Source organism: Flagellimonas nanhaiensis (assembly GCF_003382275.1).
In the GTDB taxonomy this organism is placed as follows: domain Bacteria; phylum Bacteroidota; class Bacteroidia; order Flavobacteriales; family Flavobacteriaceae; genus Flagellimonas; species Flagellimonas nanhaiensis.
The window spans coordinates 212,256-236,503 of the sequence record NZ_QTJX01000001.1 but is presented as its reverse complement, the minus strand read 5'-3'; the positions used below and the strand labels follow the sequence as shown (position 1 = coordinate 236,503).

The window sequence follows — 24,248 nt, the reverse complement described above, 5'->3', positions numbered from 1 at the left end:
CCACGCCTGTGTTATTTTTATCTTATTGATTTTGAGTATTTTGCTTTTATTTCTTTTTATTGACCACCCACCCTAGTTTAAGTGCCATAAACAAACCAAAATCATTGTCTAATTCATCAAAGAAATAAGCTGGACCTACTTCAAACCTAAAACTAAGGCCTTTACGACCAGTTCTTTGCAAGCCATAAACAGCTCCTATTCCTCCAAAATAATCCGAAGCATAGTCCAAATCCCCAACAACGGCTTTACCCCCTTGAACTGCCAACATAGGTGCAATGTAGTTTCCTGTATTCCTGGAAATGTTTTTTCCTTTCTCCAATCTTCTCTGAAAATTGTAGTAATGTCGATACTGTACTTTGCCAATAGGATAAATACCAAAACCGGAATCAAAAAAATCTGAATCCCTGTAAGCCAAACCAATAGTTGCTTCAGCTGTAATAGTCGAGTTATTGGAAATTCCATGCTCATATACCACTCCCGGCAGTAAAAAATTGAGCGTTAATTGATGATCTTCAACTTTACCGTTGGATTGTGAAAAACTCCAATTTGCAACTAAAAGAAAAAATAAAAAGAATGTGGAAACCTTCATGCGAGTTTAATTTTTGGTTATGCCGATCTCTGAATCAAAAATCAAACCAAAAATCTAAACCCTTAATTTCCAATACGTTTGTTTTCATCTTCCAATCCAGTCTTCCTTTTTCTTGCTTTTTTGATTTCATTTCGCCCAAAATCGTATGTAAAACTAAATGCTACCTGTCGTGAATCGCTTCCTCCCGTCCCATCGATGAACAAATCGCCAAATTGTGTGGTTCCCCTCCATGGCACGGTATACAGAATATCATTGAATGCCAGTCTACCTGTGACTTTGTTACTGAAAAACTTTTTCTGAAATGCAACATTTAGAGACCCCAAGGATTGTGTGGCATAGGTTCCTCCCCAAATAGAAGGCGAACTATACCAACCCGAAACTTCCATTTTAAAATCTTTGGAAATGGTAAACGTGTTTTGTGCATAAAAGCTCAAGGTTTCCTGTTTTATAGCTAAGAACTCCGGGCTTGTGGGTTTGTAATCACTGATATAGGCGTTAAGACTGAAATATAGATTCCACCATTCGTATATCTTTTTAGGGTACGAAATCCCCAAATTGATGACCTCCTGATCAGCGACATTTAAAGTGGTCAAAAAACTGGCACTTTCCCCTTCTGCAACGGTGACCCTTGCAAAAAAGTCCGAGATGTACGAATAACTCAAGGAAGTGGTCAACCGATAATTGAAGGTGTGGGAAAGTTTGATGTTGTCCGTATACTGCGGCTGTAAAAATGGATTCCCCTTTCCAAAAGATAGCTCATCAAATTTATATTCAAACGGATTAAGTGACTGATAGTTGGGTCGTTGTATTCTTTTGCTGTAGGTTAAGGCAAACTGGTTCTTTTGGTTCAATTGGTAGGTCAATCCGCCCGAAGGGAAGAAATCGGTGTAATTTCGCTCTACGCGTTCATTTTCATTCTCCTGTGCACTTTCCAACTTTCCGTCCGAAATGGTATTTTCCATTCGCAAACCCATTTGCAGGTTCCATTTGCCCCATTTCCGATTGTAATTAAAGTAAGCAGCATTGACGTTTTCCTTATATTCAAATTGATTGCTTTGGGTTGCATCCAGCACGTTAGCACCTCCAATTTGGTTGAAGAAATCAAAGGTGTTATCCGTATTCACATAGGCAAATTTGACACCAAGTCCCAATTTTCCCTTTAAGAAGTTTTGTTCGTAATCAGCTTTAACTGTAGCTATGCTAATATCGATAGGCGTTTGTTGAAAGGTGATACGCTCCGTGAGCACTTGGGATTCATCCCCATTGAAATAGGTATTGGGTTGAAAGGCATTTCTATCACTGTTGTATTTGCCAAAATCCAAATCCAAGTTTATGCTGTAGCCCAAGGTGTCGGCATATCTGTAGTTTAGGTTGGCGTTGATATTGTAAGAGGTATTGTCGGTTTGATTCAGAGCTACCAGCACACTATCCACTTGCTGAACTTCAACAGGCCTAATGGGGGTTCTGGTATTGTTTGTATTGAAACCATTGTTGAAATTTCCATTGAATATAGCCCCAATGGTGTGTTTGTCATTCAGATAATAATCGTAACCCAATTTAAGATTGTTGCTGTTCCTGTCGTAGACGCTGTTGGTCTCGGCATCAAACTGGGTGCCGGACTGCGTTCGGAACAAATTGATAAAACCTGTGTTTTTGCCAAACCGATTGCTATAGGTACCATAAAAATTTCCCTTTTTACCCCTATTGTTGAAGTTTAAGCTCGAATTAAATCTGGCAAAATCGCCATTGGTCATACCAGAGGTATATGTACCGTTGGTGCCAAGACTTTTATCCTTTTTTAGTTTGATGTTTATGATCCCCGCATTTCCAGCTGCATCATATTTAGAAGACGGTTGCGTAATGATTTCCACAGCTTCAATATCGGTGGCCTGAAGACTTTCCAAATAATTGATCAGATCTTCACCCTGAAGCACCGATAGCTTGCCATCGATGAAAATTTGTACCCCAGTCTTCCCTTCTACGATGATTCCTCCATTATTGTCCACAATGACCCCAGGAGCCTTTCTCAATAGCTCAAAAGCACTTGTTCCCGTTGCATTGATGGTATTTTCCACATTAAAAACAGTTTTATCCGCCAAAACCTGAACCATAGGTTTATCCGCAACAACGGTAACTTCTTCCAAGCTCTGGGCATTCTCCATCATAACAAGTGTTCCCAAATTGCGTTCTCCTCCCCTGTAATTAATTTTTCTTTGGATGTCGCTTAAACCAAGGGCTGTTATTTTCAATAGGTATTCACTGGGCATGATTCCACTGAGAACAAACCCGCCCTCTTCTCCACTTATAGTGGCTTTCACCAAAGTAGAATCCAATGGACTGTTGAGAGCTATTGCCGCAAATGGGATTGGTTCTCCAGTGGAAGTAGTTAATGTTCCCCTAATATCCTGCGCAGAAGCAAATAGTCCCAAAAGTAAAAGAGGTAGTACAGCTAGTTTTTTCATGTTTATGGTTTTAAATATTGAATACTCAAAATTTTGACTTTGGTTACCTTTTTAAAAGAGAATGTCGATGAGTTGGCCCATGGACTGCTCAATTGCCCGGTCCATTCGTCGGCATATAGGTCAATTCAACTTTATGTATTTTAGAGCATATCCAATAAGGAGTACATTACCGGTAGAACTATTATTTATGGACAAAAAGGTTATTTGGGGCATTAAAGTGAAGGAACTTCTTTTAGTGCTATCGTTTTATATTGTATCGGCTTTCTTCTATCATCTTACGGTCTGGTTGAGCTCCTCTGATTTTTCCAACGAAAACATCACCTTGCTGGGCGTTAGGGCATTTATTGATGGCGGAGGGCTACAGTATGGCATATTTCTTTTGTTCACCATTCCTATTTGGTGGTTGATATTTGTAAAACTTAAACACCAGAAACTATGGAAAAGACTGATACTCCATGCCTTTATCCTCCCCGTGTTCATCTATACCTCCCGTATTGTATACTATGATGTTTGTGAATCCTTGGGCTGGTTCCATCTTGAAGGCTCTGGACAGGTATGGGATTTATACATTCCTGCCCTCTTTTATTTAATACAATTCGGCATTTTTCATGCATACGAGCATTATAGGGAAAATCAAAAAAAACTGAAACTTGAAGGAGAGTTAAAACAAGCCGCTCTTAAAAGCGAACTTGCTGCCATCAAAGCTCAGCTTAATCCTCATTTCCTATATAATGTTTTCAATACGATCAATGCATCGGTGCCAGCAAAACAAGAAGAAACTAGACGACTTATAGCCACCTTGGCAGATTTGTTCCGATATCAGTTAAAAGCCAGCAAAGAAGAATTGGTTAGTCTGAAAGAAGAGTTGGATTTCGTAAAAAAATACCTTGAACTTGAAAAAGCAAGGTTTGAAGAACGCTTAAAAGTCAAAATAAATGTGTCCCAAGAACTCTACGCAGAGAAAATCCCCCCTATGCTATTACAACCTTTAGTGGAGAATTCGGTAAAACATGGTATTTCCAACGCAATGGAGGGTGGTGAAATATCCATTACCATTTTCAAAGAGGCCGAAAAACTGCGATTTGAAATAGCCGATACCGGTATTGGAGTAAAAAACAAGGAAAGTATTTTTAACAAAGGTGTTGGACTTACCAATACACGACTACGTCTCAAGAAAATGTATCAATCTCAAATAGAAGTCTTGGACAACCAGCCTCAAGGGCTAAAAATACGTTTTGCCCTATGAAAAAAGTTTTGATTGCGGATGACGAGAAGGCCGGAAGGACATTGATAAAAGAATATCTAGAGGACTACCCAGAGTTGGTTTTGATCGCAGAGGTGAACAATGGTGTGGACGCCATAAACGAGATAAACAGATTTAAGCCGGACCTTGTCTTTTTGGACATCCAAATGCCTGGAAAAACCGGTTTTGAAGTATTGAACCATTTGGACGAGATTCCAAAAATTATTTTCTCCACCGCTTTTGACGAATATGCCTTAAAAGCTTTTGAGGTACACGCGGTTGATTACCTTCTAAAGCCCTATACCAAGGAACGTTTTAAAGTAGCCATAGAAAAGCTCAATTCCAGCAATATTAAAATAGAAGCACTGGCACGTAGTGTGTTTATGGAGGAAGCTTCTTATCCTGCCCGGGTGCTGGTTCATTTCAACAAAAAACTGATAACCATCAAATGCGAGGAGATTATTTGGATCGAGGCTTATGGCGACTATTCCAAGATTCATACAAAAGATCAGGTCTACCTCAGCAATTTTGGAATATCCGACCTTGAGAAAAAACTCAATCCCCAGATTTTTTTAAGGGTTCATCGCTCATCTATGGTGAACATGGACAGAGTTAAAGAACTCAACAAATATGGCAAAAGCTATGATGTGACCATGGAAAATGGTGACGTAGTGAGGGTAAGCAGAGGATACATGGATGCCATAAAACGAATAATGCTTTAATTCAATATGCAATCAGCGTCCAACACACCAACGTTTTTCGCTGATTATCCAACCCAAACTCAGGTTCACAACGGGATGAACTCCCCCTTTAAAGGGACCGACATAATATCCAGCACCAGCATCAATAGAAAAGCTTAACCCAGAATTGTAACTACGCTGTACTCCATACACCAGACCTCCATAACCGTGCACACCATCCACTAATTGGTCCTGAACAACCCTCTCTCCGGGAGAGAACAGGGCAACACTAGGCGCCAAGTAATTGCCTGAATTCCCATAAATGGACCTTCCACGTCTATGCCGACCATTGAAATTGTGATAGTATCTATTCTGGACTGTAATCGCAGGAAAAAAATCATAATCTTCCAAGGGTGTGGTGCTTGCCGGCTCCAGGGCCACCTGCCAAGCCACCCTTACGTCCAGGGTGCTGTTTACTCCAAGGCCCATTTCGTATTCCAAACCAGGGTTGAATACATTCAACTTCATTTGACGAATCTCACAGTTCTTTCCAAATTGGGCATACGCAACAATGTTGCACAGTAGCAATGAGCCTATTAAAATTTTTCGCATAGTAGGTTAATTGGGTATTAGTATAACATATCCTTTTTCAAAATAGTATTTTTGCCAAAAAAGGAGACTGATGCAATTAGACGTAATTCCACATATAAAACATACAGATAGCAACAACTTTTTTCTTCTTGCCGGTCCTTGCGCCATAGAGGGCGAGGAAATGGCAATGAAAATTGCCGAAAAAGTTGTTTCCATTACCGATAAACTTCAGATTCCCTATGTGTTCAAGGGTAGTTTTAAAAAGGCCAACCGTAGTAGAATAGATTCCTTCACGGGTATTGGTGATGAAAAAGCACTGAAAATATTGAAAAAGGTCTCTGAAACTTTTAAAGTTCCAACGGTCACAGACATTCATGAAGTAACTGATGCCGAAATGGCTGCTGAATACGTTGACGTTTTGCAAATACCTGCTTTTTTGGTGCGACAAACCGATTTGGTGGTGGCAGCTGCCAAAACAGGCAAGGTAGTCAATCTTAAAAAGGGACAATTTATGAGCCCGGAGAGCATGCAGCATGCCGTTAGAAAAGTTACAGATTCTGGAAATGACAATGCCTGGATAACAGATCGAGGCACCATGTTCGGATATCAGGACATGATCGTGGACTTTAGGGGAATCCCCACAATGAAACAATATGCTCCTGTGGTCTTGGATGTGACCCATTCTTTGCAACAGCCCAACCAAAGCTCAGGAGTGACAGGAGGTCGTCCAGCATTGATTGGTACCATGGCACGAGCTGGAATAGCTGCAGGTGTTGATGGACTTTTTATGGAAACACATTTTGACCCAGCCAATGCCAAAAGCGATGGAGCCAACATGCTTGACCTTGCTCTTCTGGAAAAATTACTTACGGATTTGGTCACTTTGAGAAAGGCAGTCAACTCATTATGAGCTGAACGGATCTAATGTACTTTCGCCATAAAATCGGATTTCAGTTTTTTCCGATTGATTTTCCCAGTATCATTCTTTGGAATTGATTCTATAAAATGAATTTCCGAAGGAATCTTGAATTTTGCGAGTTTAAGTCGGCAATACTCTAGTATTTCAGCTTGGGTTACTGTATCATTAACGACCAATAGCGCCACTCCGCATTCTCCCCATTTTTCATGAGGAACTCCAAACACAACAGCCTCTTTTATCTTTTCATGTTGCAGCAGGACCCTTTCAACCTCAACTGGGTACACATTTTCTCCCCCACTGATGTACATGTGTTTCTTTCTATCAACTATGTAAAGAAATCCATCTTCATCCATTTTGGCCACATCCCCGGTTTTAAGCCAACCTTCGTGTTTGGCCTCATAGGTGGCTTCAGCATTTTTCCAATACCCAGGGGTAACGTTTGGTCCACCAATCCATAGTTCGCCAGATTCATTGGATTCTGCTTCCTTCCCCTCTTCATTTACGATTTTTATCTCTACATAAAAGTTGGGCTTACCAATGGAGCCTTGTTTCCGTTCTGCCTCGCTTTGATGTAGGGATGTTAGATTTGGACCCGCTTCGGTAAGACCATACCCCTGTCTAATGGGAACTCCTTTTTTGTGAAATTTTTTGATCAGTCCAATGGGCATACTTTCTCCTCCAACAATAATGTAGTTGAGAAAACTTATGTCCGTATTTTCAAACTGTGGCAGTTCCGCCATCATCTTCAACATGGTAGGAACAGCCATGAACAAGTCCAATTTTTCCTCAACTATAGCATCCAGAACTGTAGCTGCATCAAACTTTCGGAACAAAATTATGGTCCCTCCATGATGAAGTACCGGGGTCAACAACACATTCCATCCCCCGGTATGAAAAAGGGGCATGCAATTAAGAGTCCGGGTATTGCTGCTAATAATCAAACTCAACGCGGTGTTCACACTGTTCCAAAAAAGCATTTTGTGGGTATACAAGGTTCCTTTTGGAAATCCCGTAGTGCCACTGGTATAAAGAATAAATATTGCATCGTCCTCATCCAACTGTTCCGAATACAACGGGGCCTCATCATCTATAAAATGGATAAACGGAGCAATGGGTTCATAGGTGGCCTTATGCTTTATTTGATGCACATCGTAAGAGGTCTCGCCATAAAGTACCAGATGACATTCTGCATCACCCAGCATATACTCTACTTCTTCAGGTGCCAAACGATAATTTATGGGCACCAGGACCAATCCCATCTTTTGGGCCGCTCCGAACAACAATACCTGGGTAAGGTCATTTTCTGCAATGATTCCGACACGGTCCCCTTTTTCCAACCCATATTTGTCCCTCAGGTATTTTGCTATACCATTGGATGCACTGTTAAGCTGTCCGTAGGTAAGTTCCTTCCCTGTGGCAGCATCTTTTACAGCCACTTTTTGTGGTGTGTAGGTGGCCCATTTCAGAAACCAGTCAAAATTGTTTACCATATTTTAAAGTTACAGTATAAAAGCGTTTGCCGCAAAGGCCAAACCTCCTCCTGAACCAATAAAAAGAAGTGTATCTCCTTCTTTTATTTTCTGCTTTTCCCAAGCATCATGAAATGCCATGGGGATACATGCAGAACCTGTATAACCATAGTAGTGCATTACCGTATGGGCTTTGGACGGTTCCACTTCCAAAATCTTCAGGGTCTCCCGAATTGCATTAATATTGATCTGGGTAATCAAGAAATGGTCAACTTGATTCATTTCGATTTCCATTTTATTGACCAAATGTCTTGCCAGCATGCTCCACATTTCTGGATTGAGTTCGGGAGGAAACTTTTTGACAAACTTTAGTTTGTGATCATCTGCATCGATAACCTTTTGATCTATGGGCTGTTTGGTTCCTCCTGCGTAAATACCCATCCATTCAGCATATTCTCCTTTAGAAATTAGCTTACCTACTTGATGGCCTTTGTTTTGTTCATCGGTCGAGGTAAGAATTACAGCTCCAGCTCCATCAGCAAAAAGAGTGACCGTTTTTTTATCCTTTTTGTTCAAATATTTGCTCATGCCGTAGGCACCAATGACCATGACATGATCAACTCCTCCACTTTTAATAAAATGGGAGGCGGTTTCAGTAGCGGTCACAAAGCCTGCACAGGCAGCATTAAGGTCAAAAGTCCCAGCATTTTTGGCGCCAATCCTATTTTGGACCACAGCTGCTGTTGAGGGTGACACAAACTCCGGAGTATCCGTTGCCACAATCAGCAAGTCCAGATTTGAAGCTTTGAGTCCAGCGTTTTTCAATGCTGATTTGGCTGCTCTTTCACACAAATCTGCGGTGGACTCTCCCTGTTTGCACCATCTTCTTTCAAAAATTTCGACATTGGTCCGCAGCCATGTATCCACATCTTCACCCAACAGTTCATCAAAATAGGCATTGGTATAGATATCATCAGGGACATACATCCCCGATGATATAATCTTCGCGTTTTTCATTAAAAGGTTTTTGGTTAGTCCAAATTGATTTTTGCTTCCAATACATACAGTCCCCTAGTAGGGGGAGCAGCGGTAAATTCCCTCATTTCTGTATCGAAAAGGTTGGTGGCCGCAACAGATAGTGTAAGATTATCATTGACATGATAACCGAAGTTAAGATCAAATGTCACGAATCCTCCCAAAGGCCCATAATTGAATGAATCTGCACTGCGGGCGTTCTCCACAATGGGCAACCCACGGTAAGTAAAGTCGGGCAACGTTTCCGAAGCAATCTGGAAACTTGAAAAATAGTTGTACTCCTCTACCCATCTGCTAAAGGCAGATGCAAAGAATTTTGAACCGTTATAGTTCAACCCCAATCCAAACTTGTTGTTGGGCGAATTCACCAAGAAATCCAAAAAGTTGACTTCTCCGTCTCCGTTAAAATCGTTGTCCTGATCATCTTCGTCAAAAGAGTAATCAAAAAAGGAGTAGTTGGCGGTCATGTTCCATTCTGGAGAAATGGAATAGGTCAATGCCAAATCTGCTCCGTAGGTATGTACTTCTCCAAAGTTTATATAGGTTGCCACAAGACCCCCAAAGGCTGCAAATCCCGACTGTACTTCTTCAATGGGCGTATCACCACGCTGCGTGGTTACCCCAACTATGGTTACCGGGCTAAGGAAATCTTTATTGACGTTATAGTATGCATTCACATCAGCATACAACTTTTTGGACAGCGATCCTCGGTACCCCACCTCGTAGGTGTTTACCTTTTCAACTCCCTGGGATTCTACCATACTTCCGTCTGCTAGGGTAAATCCTTCGGCATTACCCAAAATGAGTCCTGAGAATAAATTACCATAAAGGTTTAGGATAGTTGGAGCGGCTATACCCTGACCATATGTAAATCTAACCGTACCTTTTTCAAACTCCTTGAGCAATCCAAATTTGGGTACAAAATTGGTCCCGTATACTTTGTGATTATCTACCCTTGAGGCAGCTATTCCCCTAAAACCATCCCCAAAATCATAATCAAGGTGAAGGTAACCCCCTACTTGTCCAACATCAATGTAATCATCCTCATCAGTATCTAAAAGATAAGTACCGTGACTATTGGCACGATCCAATTGCCATTGTAGGCCCGTTACCAGGTCTAGACGATCAAATAGCGTATTGCTATACTGCAGTTCTGCGTTCCATCTTTTTGAATCATCAATAAATTTTGCTCCACTTTGATAGGAAAAATCCCCTGCAGCTTCAGCTTCAGAAAGTCCAGAGTCTATCCCCCGGTAATATTGCTTGGTTCTCTCGTCAATGGAATAGGTATCATCTGTCTTACTTGTGGTGTAATATGCTTGTGCAAAGAAGTTCCTTGTTTTGAATCGCAATTGAAAAAAGCTTATTCTCCAATCGATTATCTGGTTTCTTCCAACATTTGTTGGTGAAAGGTAGGTACTGTTACTATGTCCGTAGGTAGCAATAAGGTCCGTTCCTTCTTTAGGGGAAAAGTATGCACTGGCTTCTGTTTTAAGGAATTTTACATCATTGTCCAGTTCAAATTCAGGATAGCCTTCTTTTACGCCATCCAAATCTCTATCAATATAGACAGAGTCGGCATAAATAAATTCGGTGGCCTTCGTATACTCCCCAGTTGCCTTAATTGCCCATTTATCACTTAGTTTTTTTCCATATCGAAATCTTCCAGAGTAAAAACCATTACCATCGCTGTTCACCCCAGCATTGGTTGCTATTGTCAATCCTTCATATTTTCTGGGGTCTTTGGTGATAGTATTGATCAAACCATTGTGTGCATTGGGCCCATAAAGGGTTGCGTTTGGTCCCAATACTACTTCAATTTGCTCAATATCTTCTTTGATGGTAGTGGTCAGAGGACCCATGGGCAGTCCAGTAGCAATTAAACTAGAATTACGACTATCTGCTACCTGAAGGTTTTTTGAGTTGAAATTGGAGTTGAAACCTCGAATATTAAATGCTGGAGTTGCAATACCAGCACGGAAATAATCGATACCTTTTTTGCGTGCCAAAAGTTCACCAGGGTTCCCTGCATACTGTTCAATCTGTCTTGGACCAATGGTCACTACGGTTGCAGGGGAATTGGTGATTTTTTCAGCTTTCTTTGATCCAGATATGATGACCACTTCATCCAGATTTAGGCCTGTGAACAGGGTAAAATCCAGAGTGGCGCCACTGTCTCCCACTTCTACAGTTTCAGCAGCTGGTGAATATCCAATATAAGAAACCTGTATAAGGTGTTTTCCTTGGGCCAGAGCCAGTTCATATTCTCCATTTGCATTGGTAGTAGTCCCTACGCTGATTTCGGCCACATAAACACTGGCCCCTTCCAGTGGACTACCATCTTCATCCATGACCTTTCCTGTCACGGAAACTTCTTGGGCATACATTCCAAGAATGCCCACAAACAATGCTAATAGCGTTTGAATTTTTTTCATTATGAGTTGAGTTTAGTTAATTATTAGTTTGTCTCCGAAAATGTTCGGATTGCTTCAAGTATTTTTATTGGTTGATCCCAGATGATAAAATGACCAGCGTTATCCACAGCCTTTATCTCAACATCTGGATAATCGTTCTTCAAAGTGTTCAGCATTTGCTCCAGAGAAAGGTCAGCGTGCAATATTCTATTTGGAATTAAAACATCCTGCTTTCCATAAAAAATCAGCACTGGAACTTCAATTTTTGATATTTCAGAATAAACAGGTTCTTTCAACATTGCTTGAATACAGCTTACAATAGTGCTACAGTATTCTTGGTATAGCGTTTCATCTTTTTTGATTTTCATTCGGTCCTGGAACATGAACTCGGCGTCTTTTGGCAGTTTGTTACCAAAAAAGTTGATGTCAAAGTTTTGGCGAACCTGCTCATCAGTAAGATTTAAGTAAAGTGATTCCGTAACCACCTGACCAAACCAAGCTTTGTCCTGATCAGAAAATTGCTCTATGCCTGCAGGAGCAAAAAGAACCAGCTTTTTTAACCATTTTGGTTGCTTCAATGCCAATTTCATGGATATCTGTCCTCCCATGGAATGCCCCATAACGGTCACGTTGGCCAATCCCAATTGCTCCACAAATTCGTTCAGCACTGAAGCATACCGCTCCATTCCCGGTTCAAAATCCTCAATTTTACTTTCTCCAAAACCGGGAAGGTCAATAGCAAATGCCTGAATACCCTGTGGCAAGGAATCCAGTAGCTTGGCATAAGCTTGTGAATAGCTTCCAAGACCATGGACCAAAACCCATTTCTCGGTTCCGGAACCTTTATGCAGGTAGTGGATTTCCTTATTGAGCTTTGGCAGCCTTATTGTCTTTGATTCTACTTTCTGTCCCATACTGGTTAAAGTGAACATTAAGGCCGCGAACATGAACAACTTCACTGTAAACAACCTATTCCCTTTCATTTTACGTGTTCGCATATTCCAAATGCTTTTTATTCATTGGTTTGATGATATAGATAATGATTCCAGTTGCCGTGGACAACAAAAGCGCAAGAGCTGAGGCCACTGCCGGATTTTTCACGGACATTCCTTCCATATAGGGTGTCAACTCCAAATAATAGACTCCAAAATGAGTAAGGATGGCGACTATTGAAGCTATAATTGGAATCAGTCTGTTTTGAGATTTGGTGAAAATGCCAAAAAACACAGGAACAAAAGCTGCCGAGAAAAAGGCATAAACACCGTTTTGGGCAAATATTCCAACACTCAAGCTTGGATTGATCAATTGATCATATGACAGTAGAATGGCAAATATGGCAACCATAAAAGTCAAAAACTTGTTCACCTTCATTGGGGATACCTCCCATTGTACCTTCTTGGCAATGGGCATGATAAAATCATTGGTAATTGTAGTCGGAATAGACTGTACAAGCCCTTCCAACGTGGAAAGTCCGGCCGCCAACAAACCAAGAATCACTACGATTCCAATGTAAACCGGAAAACGATGGACCACATAGGCCGAAACTATTCCATCCATCTTCAATGGACTTCCATTGAACAATAGGTCTGGGAAACTTACCCTTGCATAAGCCCCAACAAACACCACAGAAAAGAAAAGAATAAGAATCAGGACCGTATATAACAGGAACTTATTCACTTGTGAATCCTTTTTGATCAACAAAGACTTGGTAAGGATGTGTGGCTGACAAACTATGGCTATTCCCACAATGGTATTACAGACCACAACTTCAAAGAAATCCCTGAAAAGTGGACTTTCTGGGTTGAACATTCCCGTTAGTGCCGGATCTATGGATGCTAGTTGTGCTGTTAAAGATTCCTCTCCCGACTTGAATAATAAATCGGCCCCGGAACCGAGTAACAATATGGCGACAATAATCATTAAAACTGCCTGTAAAGAATTGGTATACACCATGGTATTGGCCCCTCCAATGGTCATATAGGTGAACACAACCACCACTATCAATACGAGCACCAATAATTCATCAGCGGTCAATGCTTTGGAAATTACCTTGGTCATACCTACACAAATGAGAACAATAAAGGTGATGAGCAAGGCACTGAGTAATCCAAAAAACACTTTTAAAAACTGAGAATTATATCGCTTTCCAACCCAATCTGCTATAGATATGGACTTTACATCCATTCCATACCTTCTAAACCTCTTGATAAAAATGATCAGTGCCACATAAATGGCCATGGGCATTACTATTCCAAAGGCTAAAAAAGCGCTAAATCCGTATAATGCGATAAAACCTGGATTGATAATGAATGTTGCCGCACTGGTAATTGATGCCGCCAAAGAAAGGGCCACAGAAATGGAAGAGAAGGACTTATTTCCCACGGCATATACCTCTATGCTATCAGACGTTGTCCTTGACTTATACACGAGATATATCAAACCCAGCATGAACCCAACTAGTACTATTAAGGTTATGGTTTGATAAGAGTCGGTCATAATTATAAAATGATGGTTTTGTTCTCCCAATAATGGATATTCAACAATATTTGCATTGTTTTTCTATCAATATCTCAATTCAAGATTAAAATTATTGTGGACAAACCTTTAAAGAGGAATTAAATTGTGACTATGGACTTTTTAAGTTCCATTTGAAGTTTTCGACCTGGATTAAGACTAAAATTTGTAAATCCTTCCCACTATTGGAGAATTAAGGAAAAAATGAATGGAATAATGACTTGACGTTGCATAAAGTCAATACTTAAATATTATATTTAATAAGCTGATTAATAGATATATAAATTTCATACTTATCATTAGTCAATATCTAATTTTTAATTTCTATTATCTTTAGCCTAGCTAATATACCCTAGCTTTATCGGAAAACAACTATTATGCAACGCTTAAACAACAAGGTTGCCATTGTCACAGGTGGCGCAAAGGGTATCGGAAAAGCAACCATTAAACGATTTTTGAGGGAAGGCGCTAAAGTTATTTGCTGGGATATAGATCAAGCAGCTGGGGCAGCTCTACTGGATGCAAATCAAGGTACACCTCTGCAGTTCCAACAAGTGAACACTGTAGACCGGGAGTCAGTAGACAAAGCCGTTGAGGAGGTCATCGTAAAATATGGAAAGATTGACATTTTAATAAACAACGCCGGAATCACCCGTGATGCCACGTTGAAAAAAATGACTCCTGAACAATGGAAAACGGTACTGGATGTAAATCTGACCGGGGTATTCAATTGCACCCAGGCCATATCTGAGCACATGGTACAGCAAGGAGCGGGAAAAATTGTCAATGCAGCCTCAATTGTTGGACTATACGGGAATTTTGGACAGACCAACTACGTGGCTACCAAATCCGGTGTTATTGGGATGACCAAGGTATGGGCAAGGGAACTGGGCAGGAAGGGTATTTGCGTGAATGCCATTGCACCTGGCTTTATTGCAACCGAAATGGTAGGCACCATTCCCGAAAAAGTAATTCAGAACCTAGAAGAAAAAACCCCTGTGGGAAGAATGGGAACTCCAGAGGATATTGCCAATGCATACCTGTTTTTGTCTTCAGATGAGGCCAATTTTATAAATGGGGCCGTCCTTAGCGTAGATGGCGGATTGGTCATGTAGCCCAAATCCATATGTAGGGAGGCTCATTGGTTGCTAAAAGAGTACGTTTATGAAACTAAAGAAATTCATTTCTTATTCAAACTCGGTTTTACCACATGAGATACTCCTGCTGAACGGGATCAAGCAGTTCCAAGATGTCGATAGGGAGGCCATTTTTGATACACTCCACCACAACATTCTCAACAAAGAAGAAGACAAGTCCTTTGATGCAAATATAGACAAGCGCAAATACTCGCACTTGATGAACTGGATGCAGGCAAAGCTTAAGGGGTTTTGCACCGACAACTATTACGAACGTCTTAACTATTTTGATATCCGAATTAAAACGGATACCATTTCTTCCGAAGAAGAAAAGGAGTTGCTACAATTGATTAGATTGTACAACCCGCATCATTTTCATTTTATTCGCTTTTTTGAGGTGGTTAAAAATTACCTCATGTTCTTGCTGGTCCGGGTAAGGTTGAACGACTATGAGCTGATCCACAAATTTGTCCACGATTATCATGATGATTATGCCCGGTTCAAGGAAGTCAACAACAGAATGACCCAAGCCACGGTGGACATTGTAACGGATTATCACAACTCCCATATTTCACAAAATTCATTAAAATGGGTCTCCTGGCTGCGAAGGCTTTGGAAAGACAAAGGACTTGATGGATACAATAGGTATCAGACACTTATTTTACTGAGTTATGTTGCGCTGCTCAAAAATGAAATGTTGGAAGAGGTATTGGAATATTATACCGAACTGGAGCCCCATCTGGAGGATGGGTCCTATTATTCCAGAAAATTGTTGCTGAACTATTATGGCAACAAGCAACTCATCCTCATGAAGCTCCATCAATACGACTCAGCTCTTTACTATGGAAAACTTTCCATTTGCGAGCAAGGCAATGACTATGTGATGTACCTCAACAACTATTGTTTCAACCTTTTGAAACTAGGAAGGTCCAAAGAAGCACTTCGTCTTTTGATGGAGGCCCGGCCATTTGCAAGGCAAATGTCAAACAAATACAACCGAACGCTCTTTATTTCTTCTTTGATGAAGTGCTACAATGACAACGGCCAGTTTCAAAATTCGAGGCAATATGCTGAAAATCGTTTGGCTCTGTACGAGAAAGATATTCTAGAGCACAACTGGAACAAGTTTTTCAGGACCTATATTGAAACACTTCTCCATTTGGGGAAATTCCAGCAGGCAAAAAAAACCATCAGGAAGTATAATTTAATAGATCGCGAGGCCGGTTTTCTTAAAAACTACGTTTCGTTTCCTTATTACAAATGGTTTCTGGCACTGGTCAATCACAAAGAAGGGAATATAAGCGAAACCAAGTTTCTTGGAAATATTCAAAAGGAAATTGATCGTATACAGACCACTTATCAGATTGCTCCTTCCAAAAAAGTAATATCGCTGCTTCAAAATTCCATTTCTCGAAGTATTTGAAACAAATCCCTATTTATTTCTTCCAAAAACCTTTGTGGTTCACTTTGCTGGCATCCTGTAGTACCTCCACCAAAATTTCAGGATCAATATCCTCCAAACTAAAATAGCGGAGCGATTTCATCACCTTTCTACCCTCGGTCACCATTTTGTCCAGGTGAACGGTTAGATGTGCAGAACTCCAAAACCCCATATCAACATATTTCTTTTTGGCCTTTACAGTTAAATAACAGAACGGTTTTCCATCCAAATAATAAAAAGGGATTCTATACTTGTACTTAAGTTCCAATCTAGGAACGGTTGTTTCAATGAGTACTTGCAGCTGCAATAGTATGCTCCTGTAGGGCTCTGGTTGGTTTAGGATATAGTCTTCTGCTGGGTTCACAGTTCAAAAATCGAAAAAAACCTTTCAATTAACCGTTTCTTAACCAAGAAAAACTATAAATAAAATCATCTTACAAGCAGGGTTTTCTAAATTTGGAAAAACCACAGCCATGAAATTCCAACCTTTGTATCTAATTTTCTTCGTTGCATCTTTCTTAACTGCCCAAGAACACTCTCATAAAACCAAAAAAACCATAACTTTTCCGGATGTGCCAGGTTACGTGACCCTCAAGACCGATTTGCACCAGCACACCGTTTTTTCAGATGGCAATGTATGGCCCACTATAAGGGTAATGGAAGCGTTACGTGATAATCTCGATGTAATCTCCCTAACGGAACATTTGGAATATCAGCCTCATTACGAAGATATTCCCCATCCAGATAGAAACCGTTCTTTTCAGCTTGCTTTAGAAGAGGCCGAGGAGCACAATCTTATGATCATTAATGGCTCTGAAATTACCCGAAGTGCTCCTGCAGGACATAGTAATGCTATCTTTGTTACTGATGCCAATAAACTTATGGATCAAGACTCCGTTGCACAATTTGCCCAAGCCAAAAAACAGGGAGCCTTTGTATTTTGGAATCATCCTGCATGGTATCCGCAATCGCAAAAAGGAACCCCAATTTTAAGCAATTTTCAAAAAGACCGGATAAAGAATGGGGAGCTGCATGGCATTGAGGTCATCAATGATGGTGATTATGCTGAGGAATCTTTGGCACTGGCCTTGGAACAAAACTTGACCATTATGGGCACCAGTGATATCCATGGATTGATTGATTGGGATTATATGTAAAAAGGCCACGACCGCCCCATCACTTTGGTATTTGCAAAGGAAAGAACTGAAAGTTCATTAAAAGATGCGCTCTTTGCTGGTAGAACAGTCGCTGTTTTCAATGATCTTTTGGTAGGAAAGAAAGAAAATCTCGTTCCCTTAATTAAGGCCTGTATTGTTGTTAAGGAGGCCACATACATTAAAAACACATCCATCTTAAAAGTTCTTTTGCACAATGCTTCAAGTAGTAATCTGATTTTTGAAAATGCAATGCCGTACACATTTTATTCCAGCTCTCCAGTATTTACAGTACCCGCTGAAGGAACAAAAACCCTTCAAATCAAAACGCTGGAAAAAGTGGATTCCTTGACCTTAAAATTAAAGGCTTTGGGAGCTTACGTAGCTCCAAAACAGCATCCGATTATTAACTGGGAAATAGATTTGAAAAAAATAGAGTTTAGGCGACAGAAATAAATGTGGAGCCGTTGATTTCGGTATCAAAATCACGTTGAACCTTGTCAATGAATTTTTGAGGTGTTCTTTTGGATATGGTCACCCATTTGTTTTCAACATCCACATCAAAATAAAAACACGAAAAATCCGCACAAGAATCAGCATCAAGTCTGGCTAGGAGGAACTTGGTGATTTTAGGTCGCAATTGATATTCTAGATCAATGCATACCTTTTTGGTGGCTGGATCGGTTTTTCCAGAAATTACCCAATTAAATTTCACTAGTTTGGCGCTAATAGGAAAGTCCAAGATAACAAAAAATAACATACCTGAGACCGACGATTACAATATGTCGATTAAGTGTTATTATTCACGCCCATCAACATAATCCTGCAGGTAGGAATAACGTTTGGTCAGCCTCCCATTTTTTGTCATTCTGGCCCGTTCCAGAATACCGTCCTTATCCCCATTAAAAAATGCTGGAATCACGTATTTTGAAAAGGCTTCACCAAAACCATTACTGGCATCACGGGGAAGTTCGCAGGGTAAGTTGTCAACCGCCATTACCGCAATAGCACTCTCATCCCTATAATCTGTTTCCTTCTCTGTATTGGGGTCATATCCGTAAACAGGCTCTGCTATGGTGGACGCCCTTATGGTCGAGGCTACAGGACCATCAATATCACAGCTAATGTCCGCAACAACTTTTATTTTGAATTCTGGGTTTTTGGCATCTTCCCGTGTAAATAGAAACGGAGCTCCATCCCCATAAAAATGACCGGCAATATAGAGGTCTGTTACCCTTGTAAAGCGAAAAAAGTTTGATCTGTACTCTTCAGGGTTTTGTAAAAAGTCAGCTTTGCTCCCACGCACTCCATCCTTCCTTTTGTTGTATTCCGAAGCATCTATCTGACAGTATACCGGTTCATCAAAGGAGTTTTTCAAATAGTCCGCCACTGTAGTTCTTTTAATACCCATGGCATCCAGCATTTCCCTGGCTCCATTTCCAACCCTTCCCCTGCCCGTGAGCAAGATCTTGGTTTTGGAAAGCTTTATAGCTTTGAGTTCATCGATCAGGGCCTGCTGGTCCTTCAAGGTTTCTGCCTTGGGCAAGTTGAAAGTCCCAAATTTTAGGCCATAGGCCCTAATACCATTGTAGGCACCAACAATACCAGCGTAGCGACCAAAAGCCACCAAACGTTGGCCTTTTGGATTGGTAATCACTTCATGGTCGTAAAGCTCTATGTTCTTGTTAAGGATAGCTTTGAGTAAATCCCTATTGTATGGTTGTTTTTTTATGGTATGCGAAAAGAAAAAATACTTTTTGTTCGGAATCAGGTTTTCAATGGGAACCTCTTTTACCCCTAGCATTACATCACAGGATTCAACATTTTCCATTACAGGAATTCCTTTGGAGGCATATTCTTGGTCCGAAAAGACTCTTATGGGAGATGTTTCCACATTGATTTGGGCTTCAGGAAAACTGGAAAGGACATTTTGGCACTCCTTTGGAGACAATACCACCCTACGATCTGGTGGGTTCTTTCGTTCCCTAATAATTCCGAACTTCATTAATTTATAACTTTTTATTTTCGAATTGTGACAAACATAACATTTAAGCTTTGGTACGCAAAACTTTTTTTGGAACAGTTTTTGGAATACCTTTGCAAGCTGCGTTAGGGATAGAGGCAGGTACCCCGCTTTCGCACTGCTTTAGCAGGGCATGCGTGTACAACCGATAGCCCGGTGCTCCGAAACCTGTGGTCTTTGAAACCATTTGGTGAAAAAGACAGGTGAAGGGGCAAACGCCCGCAAAAATACTATTGTTCTTTGATAAAAAAATGGGAAATGGATTATGAGGTCCTGAAACAAGTTCAGGACATAATTCGATATCTCATTATGGGGCCGACTGGTTTTGACAGCAAGACCAATTGGATTGTAAGCATGTCGAGCTATGAAATTAACGCTCGTAAATCTCTATTTCAACCTTTTTAAATGGCGAAAATAACTACGCTTTAGCTGCTTAATCGACTGAATTACAGTAAGTCCTAGCCTAGTCGCGCAAGGCGCGAAAGCTAAATGTCCCTTGGTAGCCCTTGTTGATGGCGACCTTTTTAGGGGCACCATAAAAGTCAACATAGCATTATTACGGCTTCGGTAATGGTGTAAAACTTAAGAAGCTAAGGGTATGGTAGGCGGTTTTTGGTCAGCCATGCCACTAAAATTGAACAAGAACTAAGCATGTAGAAAGCAATGCGGTTGCTTGTTTGGACGAGGGTTCGAATCCCTCCGGCTCCACCTACGCCCTTCGTAGCTCAAGGTTTACCTAGAGCGTAGAAGGGCTTTTTTTTACTTTTCAACCTCTATTTTGTTCTGAACACTTGGCTTCGGTGGACCCGGTCCACGGTAGTTCCATTAAACTTTTTAGATATGAATTGGACGGTTTACATTCTTAAATGCAGTGATGGGAAATTCTATACTGGTTTTACCAATAATCTACAACGACGATTAATAGAACACCGGGAAGGCAAATCGTTTTCTACCAGTTACCGTTTACCCTTTGAATTGGTCACTTATATTGTGTTCAGCGATAGGCAAAAAGCTTATGCTTTTGAAAAATACCTGAAATCGGGTTCTGGCATTGCGTTCAGAAACAAACGTTTGATTTAAAATTCAACACTGCACTTTGGTTGATTACCATTATCTTCGAAACAATTACTAATTCCCATGTCCACAGGAAAAACTTGGTTGCGAATTCTAATTGATCTCATTGAGGCTTTTATTAGTAGCAACGAGAGCAACAAACGAGGTCGGACTTGGCACCAACATGTGGTCCCTTTTGAAGGAGATTGGGCCGTACGTCGTGAAGGTAACAAACGAATCACCAGCAAACATCGCAAACAGAGTACGGCCATTCGCAAAGCCAAAAGTCTGGCCAAAAAATACAAGGCAGACGTTATAATACATAGAGCAAGTGGAGGTATTCGAGAGCGAATTAGTTATGACGATTAACCAAAGTGCATGTTAAGTTGAATCTCTACTCAGGAATACACTTCTAAAAATTTATAAGCTTCGACAAAGATACTTCCAAGGCTTTGGCAACTTCAAGTAGTGTGTACAGGGTTGGGTTCACCTTGCCGTTTTCTAATTTCTCCATAGCTTGACGGTCTTTTCCACAAGCTCTAGCCAAATCAGACTGGCTCCACCCCTTACCAGTGCGTAATTCAACAATACGCTCCCCCACTTTTTGTTTAAGCTCTTCTTTAGTCACAAAACAAATGTCAACTTATGGTGTGACATTTTTGTCATACAAAAGTTTGACAGACTATTTCTTTTAAATACATTTGTCGTATAAAAAGTTGACAATGTGTAATAAAAAGCAAAATCTTCATAAAGAATTAATACAAAACCTAGACCTCCCTTTGCAAGCTTATTTTGGTTCGTTAACGCCCCAGAAAAGGGATTTTAGCGCTACGCACTTACGGTTTAAAGGCTATCGCGACCTGCTTTTTAAGTTGGAGTCCCTCCTTAACGTATGCATTTTGGCTTTGGACAATCCCAACTCGGGTAATCATGAAGCCATTGTGGAGCCTGATGTGAGCATTTTATCTGTTCTGGAAATGGCCGCCCAACTAATTCCGCACGAAGAAGCCGAGTTTTTGGATGGGGTTAGGGAGCAGGTTTAACGGAACAACTAAATTTTACCTTAAGGTAAAGCCTCTTTTTTCAGCAGTTTATTTTCTAAGGGGATTCCCTGATTTTTTTAAAGTCAGGGAATCCCCTTAACTATTTCCCAAAGCCCAAAACTACCTTGCAACTACTTAGTAATCAATAAAATTTAGTCCAATGAAAACCTTAAAATTTGTATTAATACCTGTTCTTATAAGCTTGTTGTTATTTGGTTGTAAAGCGGAACCGCTTGATGGCGATGAAGATGCTCCTGTAATAGAAGTCTTAGCGCCATCAGACAACCCGGTTTTTTATGTGTCGGGCAGTCAATCAACCCCAACTACTTTACAAATACGTGCAAGGGCCACAGATAACAATGCAGTGGTTTTTGGAATTTTGACCATTGAAGATGCTAATGGTGATTTAGTCGATGCTGATGTGGAGAGTAGTTTTAGTGAAAACAACACGGTGATGGAATTGCTGGCCAATTTTTCCACAGATACTCCTGGGACTTACAAACTTAATTTCCTGTTCAGGGATGCCAATGACAACAATGCTTCGGTAACAAGAACCGTAGAATGTCTGGCAGGAACAGATGAACAAGCAGAGGAAGAGGAGGAGGAAGAACCGACCAATGATATCACATTCCAATTCTTTGCGTCCGACAAGAAGAACGAGACCGTACTGCGAATTGATGTCTATGAAGACGGTCATAGCGCCAATCTGATAACCAATCAAGTAATCGATGCCAAGGGGATGAGATTTTATCCTGATCAAGAGGAATTGCTTTTTGGCTCAACCCTGGCAGGATTGAACGTAGAAATTTTCTCCACAGATATGGAAGGCAAGAACCTAAATAGTACTACAGTCTCCAATGCAAACTTCCTGTTCAGCACCTTGGCCAAAGATTATGATAAACAAGAAATCTACTATTTTCTGGAAGGTGCCGACCTGACCAAAGTACCACGTCATGCACTCTACAGAATGGATGCCGATGGAACCAACCAAACAATGATAGCCCAGATAGACAATGCTACCAGGGAAAATGCAATCCAAAAAATGCTACTATATGACAATAATGGCTCGCCAATCTTGATTATGCACGACAGGACTACTTTATATGTTTACAATCCAGGCGGTGAGGGTTCATGGGAAAGTAGCGCAGTTTTTTCCCAAGACAGTATAGAAATACATGATATTGCTATGGGCGCTGACAACAAAACGGTATATATGGTCCTAAAATATGGTAACTACTATAATGTGGGCACAACAACCATTGAAGGCTCAGAGACCAATGTAAGCCTTGTGCACATACCCGAAAACCAGCCCGCTGCTTCGGACAACCTGCCTCATAGAATAAAAGTTGATGTAGAGAACCAGCACATCTATTGGTTCACCCAAAGTGAGGATCGTCAAAAATCCATATTAAAGCGTGCTAATTTTAACGATACAGAGGTGCAGACAATGTGGGAAACCACTACTTGTTTATGCGATGGGGAAGTAGAAGAAATACGGATCGAAGATTATCAAATAAATACTGGGGAAATCATTGTTGCCACTAACTAGAATATCATGGAGAAAAATAGTTCAACCTCTAAAATGATGAAAACACTTTTAATACTGTTATTAGTTACCATGACCTCAGTTGCACAAACAAAGTTTAGCGGTATTGCCATTGATGCTTCCTTGCCCAACGGTTGGCAGGTTCAAGAAGAAAACTATGGACAGATCTCGATAAGCAATACAAACGAGGAGGCCGCCATTATATTGATGGAACATGGATGGGCCACAGAACAGGTTATTTTGCATAACATGCAGCAGAACATTCAAGAAGAAGGTATTGAAGCTGCCTTGGCCAGTGATGTGATGCAATTGGAAAATGGGGATTATATAGCCCTATACCAGGGATATGCCGGCCAACAACAGGTTATACTGGTAGCTGTGGTCTCCAAAAGTAAACTATGGCAAGTAGGTGGGGTTATGACCATAGTAATGGCATTGCAAGAGAATTTTAAGGATTCATATCAAGATATGGCGGTGGAAATCTCCAAGTCGATCAGGTATAGACCATTCATGAACCGATTGGCCCAACAAAAGGCCAACATGTTCAAAGGGCGAAAACTCATGAGGTTCAGTTCATATTACACAAGCGATTACGATAATACCATAAGTGTAGGTTCCAGTGGCAAAACAACCATAAATTTTTGCTCAAATGGCCAGTTTGCTTTTGATGGATATTCCGATTTCAGTGCAGGAGGTGGTGCTTTTGATGGACATGTATCATCAAACAACAGCGCTGGCGTGGGATTGTGGAGCTTGATGATGATTCATGACTATATGGTATTGCGACTGGTATCCAATGCAGGTGAAGTGAATTATATGCCCATAGAACGTTACACTGAAGATGGAGCTTATTACATTAACGGGGATAAATGGGTGATTGGTGGAAGCGATATATGCAATTAAGAGAAAATTGTACTTATTTTTAGTTAAACTAAA

General features: G+C 40.7%; 24 protein-coding genes and 1 other RNA gene. 13 read left to right on the top strand and 12 right to left on the bottom strand.

Translation table 11 applies throughout. From position 1 onward, the window contains the following. Positions 1-46: 46 nt before the first annotated feature. A complete protein-coding gene (locus DX873_RS01115) occupies positions 47-589 on the bottom strand; it encodes a hypothetical protein (protein WP_116182694.1) in 543 nt (180 codons plus the stop codon). A 62-nt stretch (positions 590-651) separates the two neighbouring features. Further along, positions 652-3,051 carry a TonB-dependent receptor gene (locus tag DX873_RS01110; protein ID WP_116182693.1) on the bottom strand — a complete coding sequence of 800 codons (2,400 nt, stop codon included), beginning with the start codon at positions 3,049-3,051 and terminating at the stop codon, positions 652-654. A gap of 187 nt (positions 3,052-3,238) precedes the next feature. Between DX873_RS01110 and DX873_RS01105 the strand changes: the two genes are divergently transcribed. Both DX873_RS01105 and DX873_RS01100 read left to right on the top strand, forming a co-directional pair. Continuing rightward, positions 3,239-4,297, top strand: a complete 1,059-nt coding sequence (locus DX873_RS01105) for a sensor histidine kinase (protein WP_116182692.1) — start codon at positions 3,239-3,241, stop codon at positions 4,295-4,297. After that, complete coding sequence (locus tag DX873_RS01100; RefSeq protein WP_116182691.1) at positions 4,294-5,016, top strand: LytR/AlgR family response regulator transcription factor; 723 nt, start codon at positions 4,294-4,296, stop codon at positions 5,014-5,016. The genes DX873_RS01105 and DX873_RS01100 overlap by 4 nt, the downstream gene beginning before the upstream one ends. Before the next feature lie 12 nt (positions 5,017-5,028). On the opposite strand, the gene DX873_RS01095 is transcribed toward DX873_RS01100, so the two are convergent. Beyond that, complete coding sequence (locus DX873_RS01095) at positions 5,029-5,586, bottom strand: hypothetical protein (RefSeq protein WP_147296586.1); 558 nt, start codon at positions 5,584-5,586, stop codon at positions 5,029-5,031. 70 nt (positions 5,587-5,656) lie between these two features. Here DX873_RS01095 and kdsA point away from each other — a divergent pair, with 70 nt between their 5' ends. After that, positions 5,657-6,475, top strand: a complete 819-nt coding sequence (gene kdsA, locus DX873_RS01090; protein WP_116182689.1) for a 3-deoxy-8-phosphooctulonate synthase — start codon at positions 5,657-5,659, stop codon at positions 6,473-6,475. A gap of 11 nt (positions 6,476-6,486) precedes the next feature. On the opposite strand, the gene menE is transcribed toward kdsA, so the two are convergent. From menE to DX873_RS01065, 5 genes are read right to left on the bottom strand one after another with little or no spacing between them, the layout of a single operon-like run. After that, a complete protein-coding gene (gene menE, locus DX873_RS01085) occupies positions 6,487-7,974 on the bottom strand; it encodes an o-succinylbenzoate--CoA ligase (RefSeq protein WP_116182688.1) in 1,488 nt (495 codons plus the stop codon). Between the two features lie 9 nt (positions 7,975-7,983). After that, on the bottom strand, positions 7,984-8,970 hold the full coding sequence (locus DX873_RS01080) for a 3-oxoacyl-ACP synthase III family protein (RefSeq protein ID WP_116182687.1): 987 nt from the start codon (positions 8,968-8,970) through the stop codon (positions 7,984-7,986). 14 nt (positions 8,971-8,984) lie between these two features. Continuing rightward, complete coding sequence (locus DX873_RS01075; RefSeq protein WP_116182686.1) at positions 8,985-11,423, bottom strand: TonB-dependent receptor; 2,439 nt, start codon at positions 11,421-11,423, stop codon at positions 8,985-8,987. 23 nt (positions 11,424-11,446) lie between these two features. Then, positions 11,447-12,400 (bottom strand): alpha/beta fold hydrolase, encoded by a 954-nt coding sequence (locus DX873_RS01070; RefSeq protein WP_116182685.1) that lies wholly within the window; start codon positions 12,398-12,400, stop codon positions 11,447-11,449. Further along, positions 12,387-13,898, bottom strand: a complete 1,512-nt coding sequence (locus DX873_RS01065; protein WP_116182684.1) for a sodium:solute symporter family transporter — start codon at positions 13,896-13,898, stop codon at positions 12,387-12,389. The genes DX873_RS01070 and DX873_RS01065 overlap by 14 nt, the downstream gene beginning before the upstream one ends. 395 nt (positions 13,899-14,293) lie before the next feature. Here DX873_RS01065 and DX873_RS01060 point away from each other — a divergent pair, with 395 nt between their 5' ends. Together DX873_RS01060 and DX873_RS01055 are read left to right on the top strand one after the other, a co-directional pair. Then, positions 14,294-15,031, top strand: coding sequence for a beta-ketoacyl-ACP reductase (locus DX873_RS01060; RefSeq protein WP_116182683.1), 738 nt, complete (start codon positions 14,294-14,296; stop codon positions 15,029-15,031). A 49-nt stretch (positions 15,032-15,080) separates the two neighbouring features. Beyond that, positions 15,081-16,475 carry a hypothetical protein gene (locus DX873_RS01055; protein ID WP_116182682.1) on the top strand — a complete coding sequence of 465 codons (1,395 nt, stop codon included), beginning with the start codon at positions 15,081-15,083 and terminating at the stop codon, positions 16,473-16,475. 13 nt (positions 16,476-16,488) lie between these two features. Here DX873_RS01055 and DX873_RS01050 read toward each other — a convergent pair whose 3' ends face one another. Beyond that, positions 16,489-16,857 carry a DUF1801 domain-containing protein gene (locus DX873_RS01050; RefSeq protein WP_116182681.1) on the bottom strand — a complete coding sequence of 123 codons (369 nt, stop codon included), beginning with the start codon at positions 16,855-16,857 and terminating at the stop codon, positions 16,489-16,491. A 109-nt stretch (positions 16,858-16,966) separates the two neighbouring features. Here DX873_RS01050 and DX873_RS19055 point away from each other — a divergent pair, with 109 nt between their 5' ends. After that, positions 16,967-17,650 (top strand): PHP domain-containing protein, encoded by a 684-nt coding sequence (locus DX873_RS19055; protein WP_232520829.1) that lies wholly within the window; start codon positions 16,967-16,969, stop codon positions 17,648-17,650. Between the two features lie 24 nt (positions 17,651-17,674). Next, positions 17,675-18,103: an Sb-PDE family phosphodiesterase gene (locus DX873_RS19050; protein WP_232520828.1), complete on the top strand. Its 429-nt coding sequence runs from the start codon at positions 17,675-17,677 to the stop codon at positions 18,101-18,103. On the opposite strand, the gene DX873_RS01040 is transcribed toward DX873_RS19050, so the two are convergent. Beyond that, entirely contained in the window at positions 18,087-18,362 is a 276-nt protein-coding gene (locus DX873_RS01040) for a hypothetical protein (RefSeq protein ID WP_147296585.1), read from the bottom strand. The genes DX873_RS19050 and DX873_RS01040 overlap by 17 nt on opposite strands. Positions 18,363-18,446: 84 nt before the next feature. After that, the gene (locus DX873_RS01035) at positions 18,447-19,652 is read right to left on the bottom strand and encodes an NAD(P)-dependent oxidoreductase (RefSeq protein ID WP_116182679.1); all 1,206 of its coding nucleotides are present in this window, start codon (positions 19,650-19,652) and stop codon (positions 18,447-18,449) included. Between the two features lie 329 nt (positions 19,653-19,981). On the opposite strand from DX873_RS01035, the gene ssrA reads away from it, so the two are divergent. The 3 genes from ssrA (at position 19,982) to DX873_RS01020 (ending at position 21,092) form a co-directional block, all read left to right on the top strand. Continuing rightward, positions 19,982-20,381: a transfer-messenger RNA gene (ssrA, locus tag DX873_RS01030) on the top strand. Positions 20,382-20,510: 129 nt separating this feature from the next. After that, on the top strand, positions 20,511-20,750 hold the full coding sequence (locus DX873_RS01025; protein WP_116182678.1) for a GIY-YIG nuclease family protein: 240 nt from the start codon (positions 20,511-20,513) through the stop codon (positions 20,748-20,750). Between the two features lie 57 nt (positions 20,751-20,807). Continuing rightward, entirely contained in the window at positions 20,808-21,092 is a 285-nt protein-coding gene (locus DX873_RS01020) for a DUF2188 domain-containing protein (protein WP_116182677.1), read from the top strand. A 43-nt stretch (positions 21,093-21,135) separates the two neighbouring features. Here DX873_RS01020 and DX873_RS01015 read toward each other — a convergent pair whose 3' ends face one another. Then, a complete protein-coding gene (locus DX873_RS01015) occupies positions 21,136-21,351 on the bottom strand; it encodes a helix-turn-helix domain-containing protein (RefSeq protein WP_116182676.1) in 216 nt (71 codons plus the stop codon). A gap of 94 nt (positions 21,352-21,445) precedes the next feature. On the opposite strand from DX873_RS01015, the gene DX873_RS01010 reads away from it, so the two are divergent. From DX873_RS01010 to DX873_RS01000, 3 genes are all read left to right on the top strand, one after another. Beyond that, on the top strand, positions 21,446-21,766 hold the full coding sequence (locus tag DX873_RS01010; RefSeq protein WP_116182675.1) for a hypothetical protein: 321 nt from the start codon (positions 21,446-21,448) through the stop codon (positions 21,764-21,766). 160 nt (positions 21,767-21,926) lie between these two features. Next, positions 21,927-23,315 carry a hypothetical protein gene (locus tag DX873_RS01005; protein WP_116182674.1) on the top strand — a complete coding sequence of 463 codons (1,389 nt, stop codon included), beginning with the start codon at positions 21,927-21,929 and terminating at the stop codon, positions 23,313-23,315. A 6-nt stretch (positions 23,316-23,321) separates the two neighbouring features. Then, on the top strand, positions 23,322-24,215 hold the full coding sequence (locus tag DX873_RS01000; RefSeq protein ID WP_147296584.1) for a hypothetical protein: 894 nt from the start codon (positions 23,322-23,324) through the stop codon (positions 24,213-24,215). Positions 24,216-24,248 lie beyond the last annotated feature (33 nt).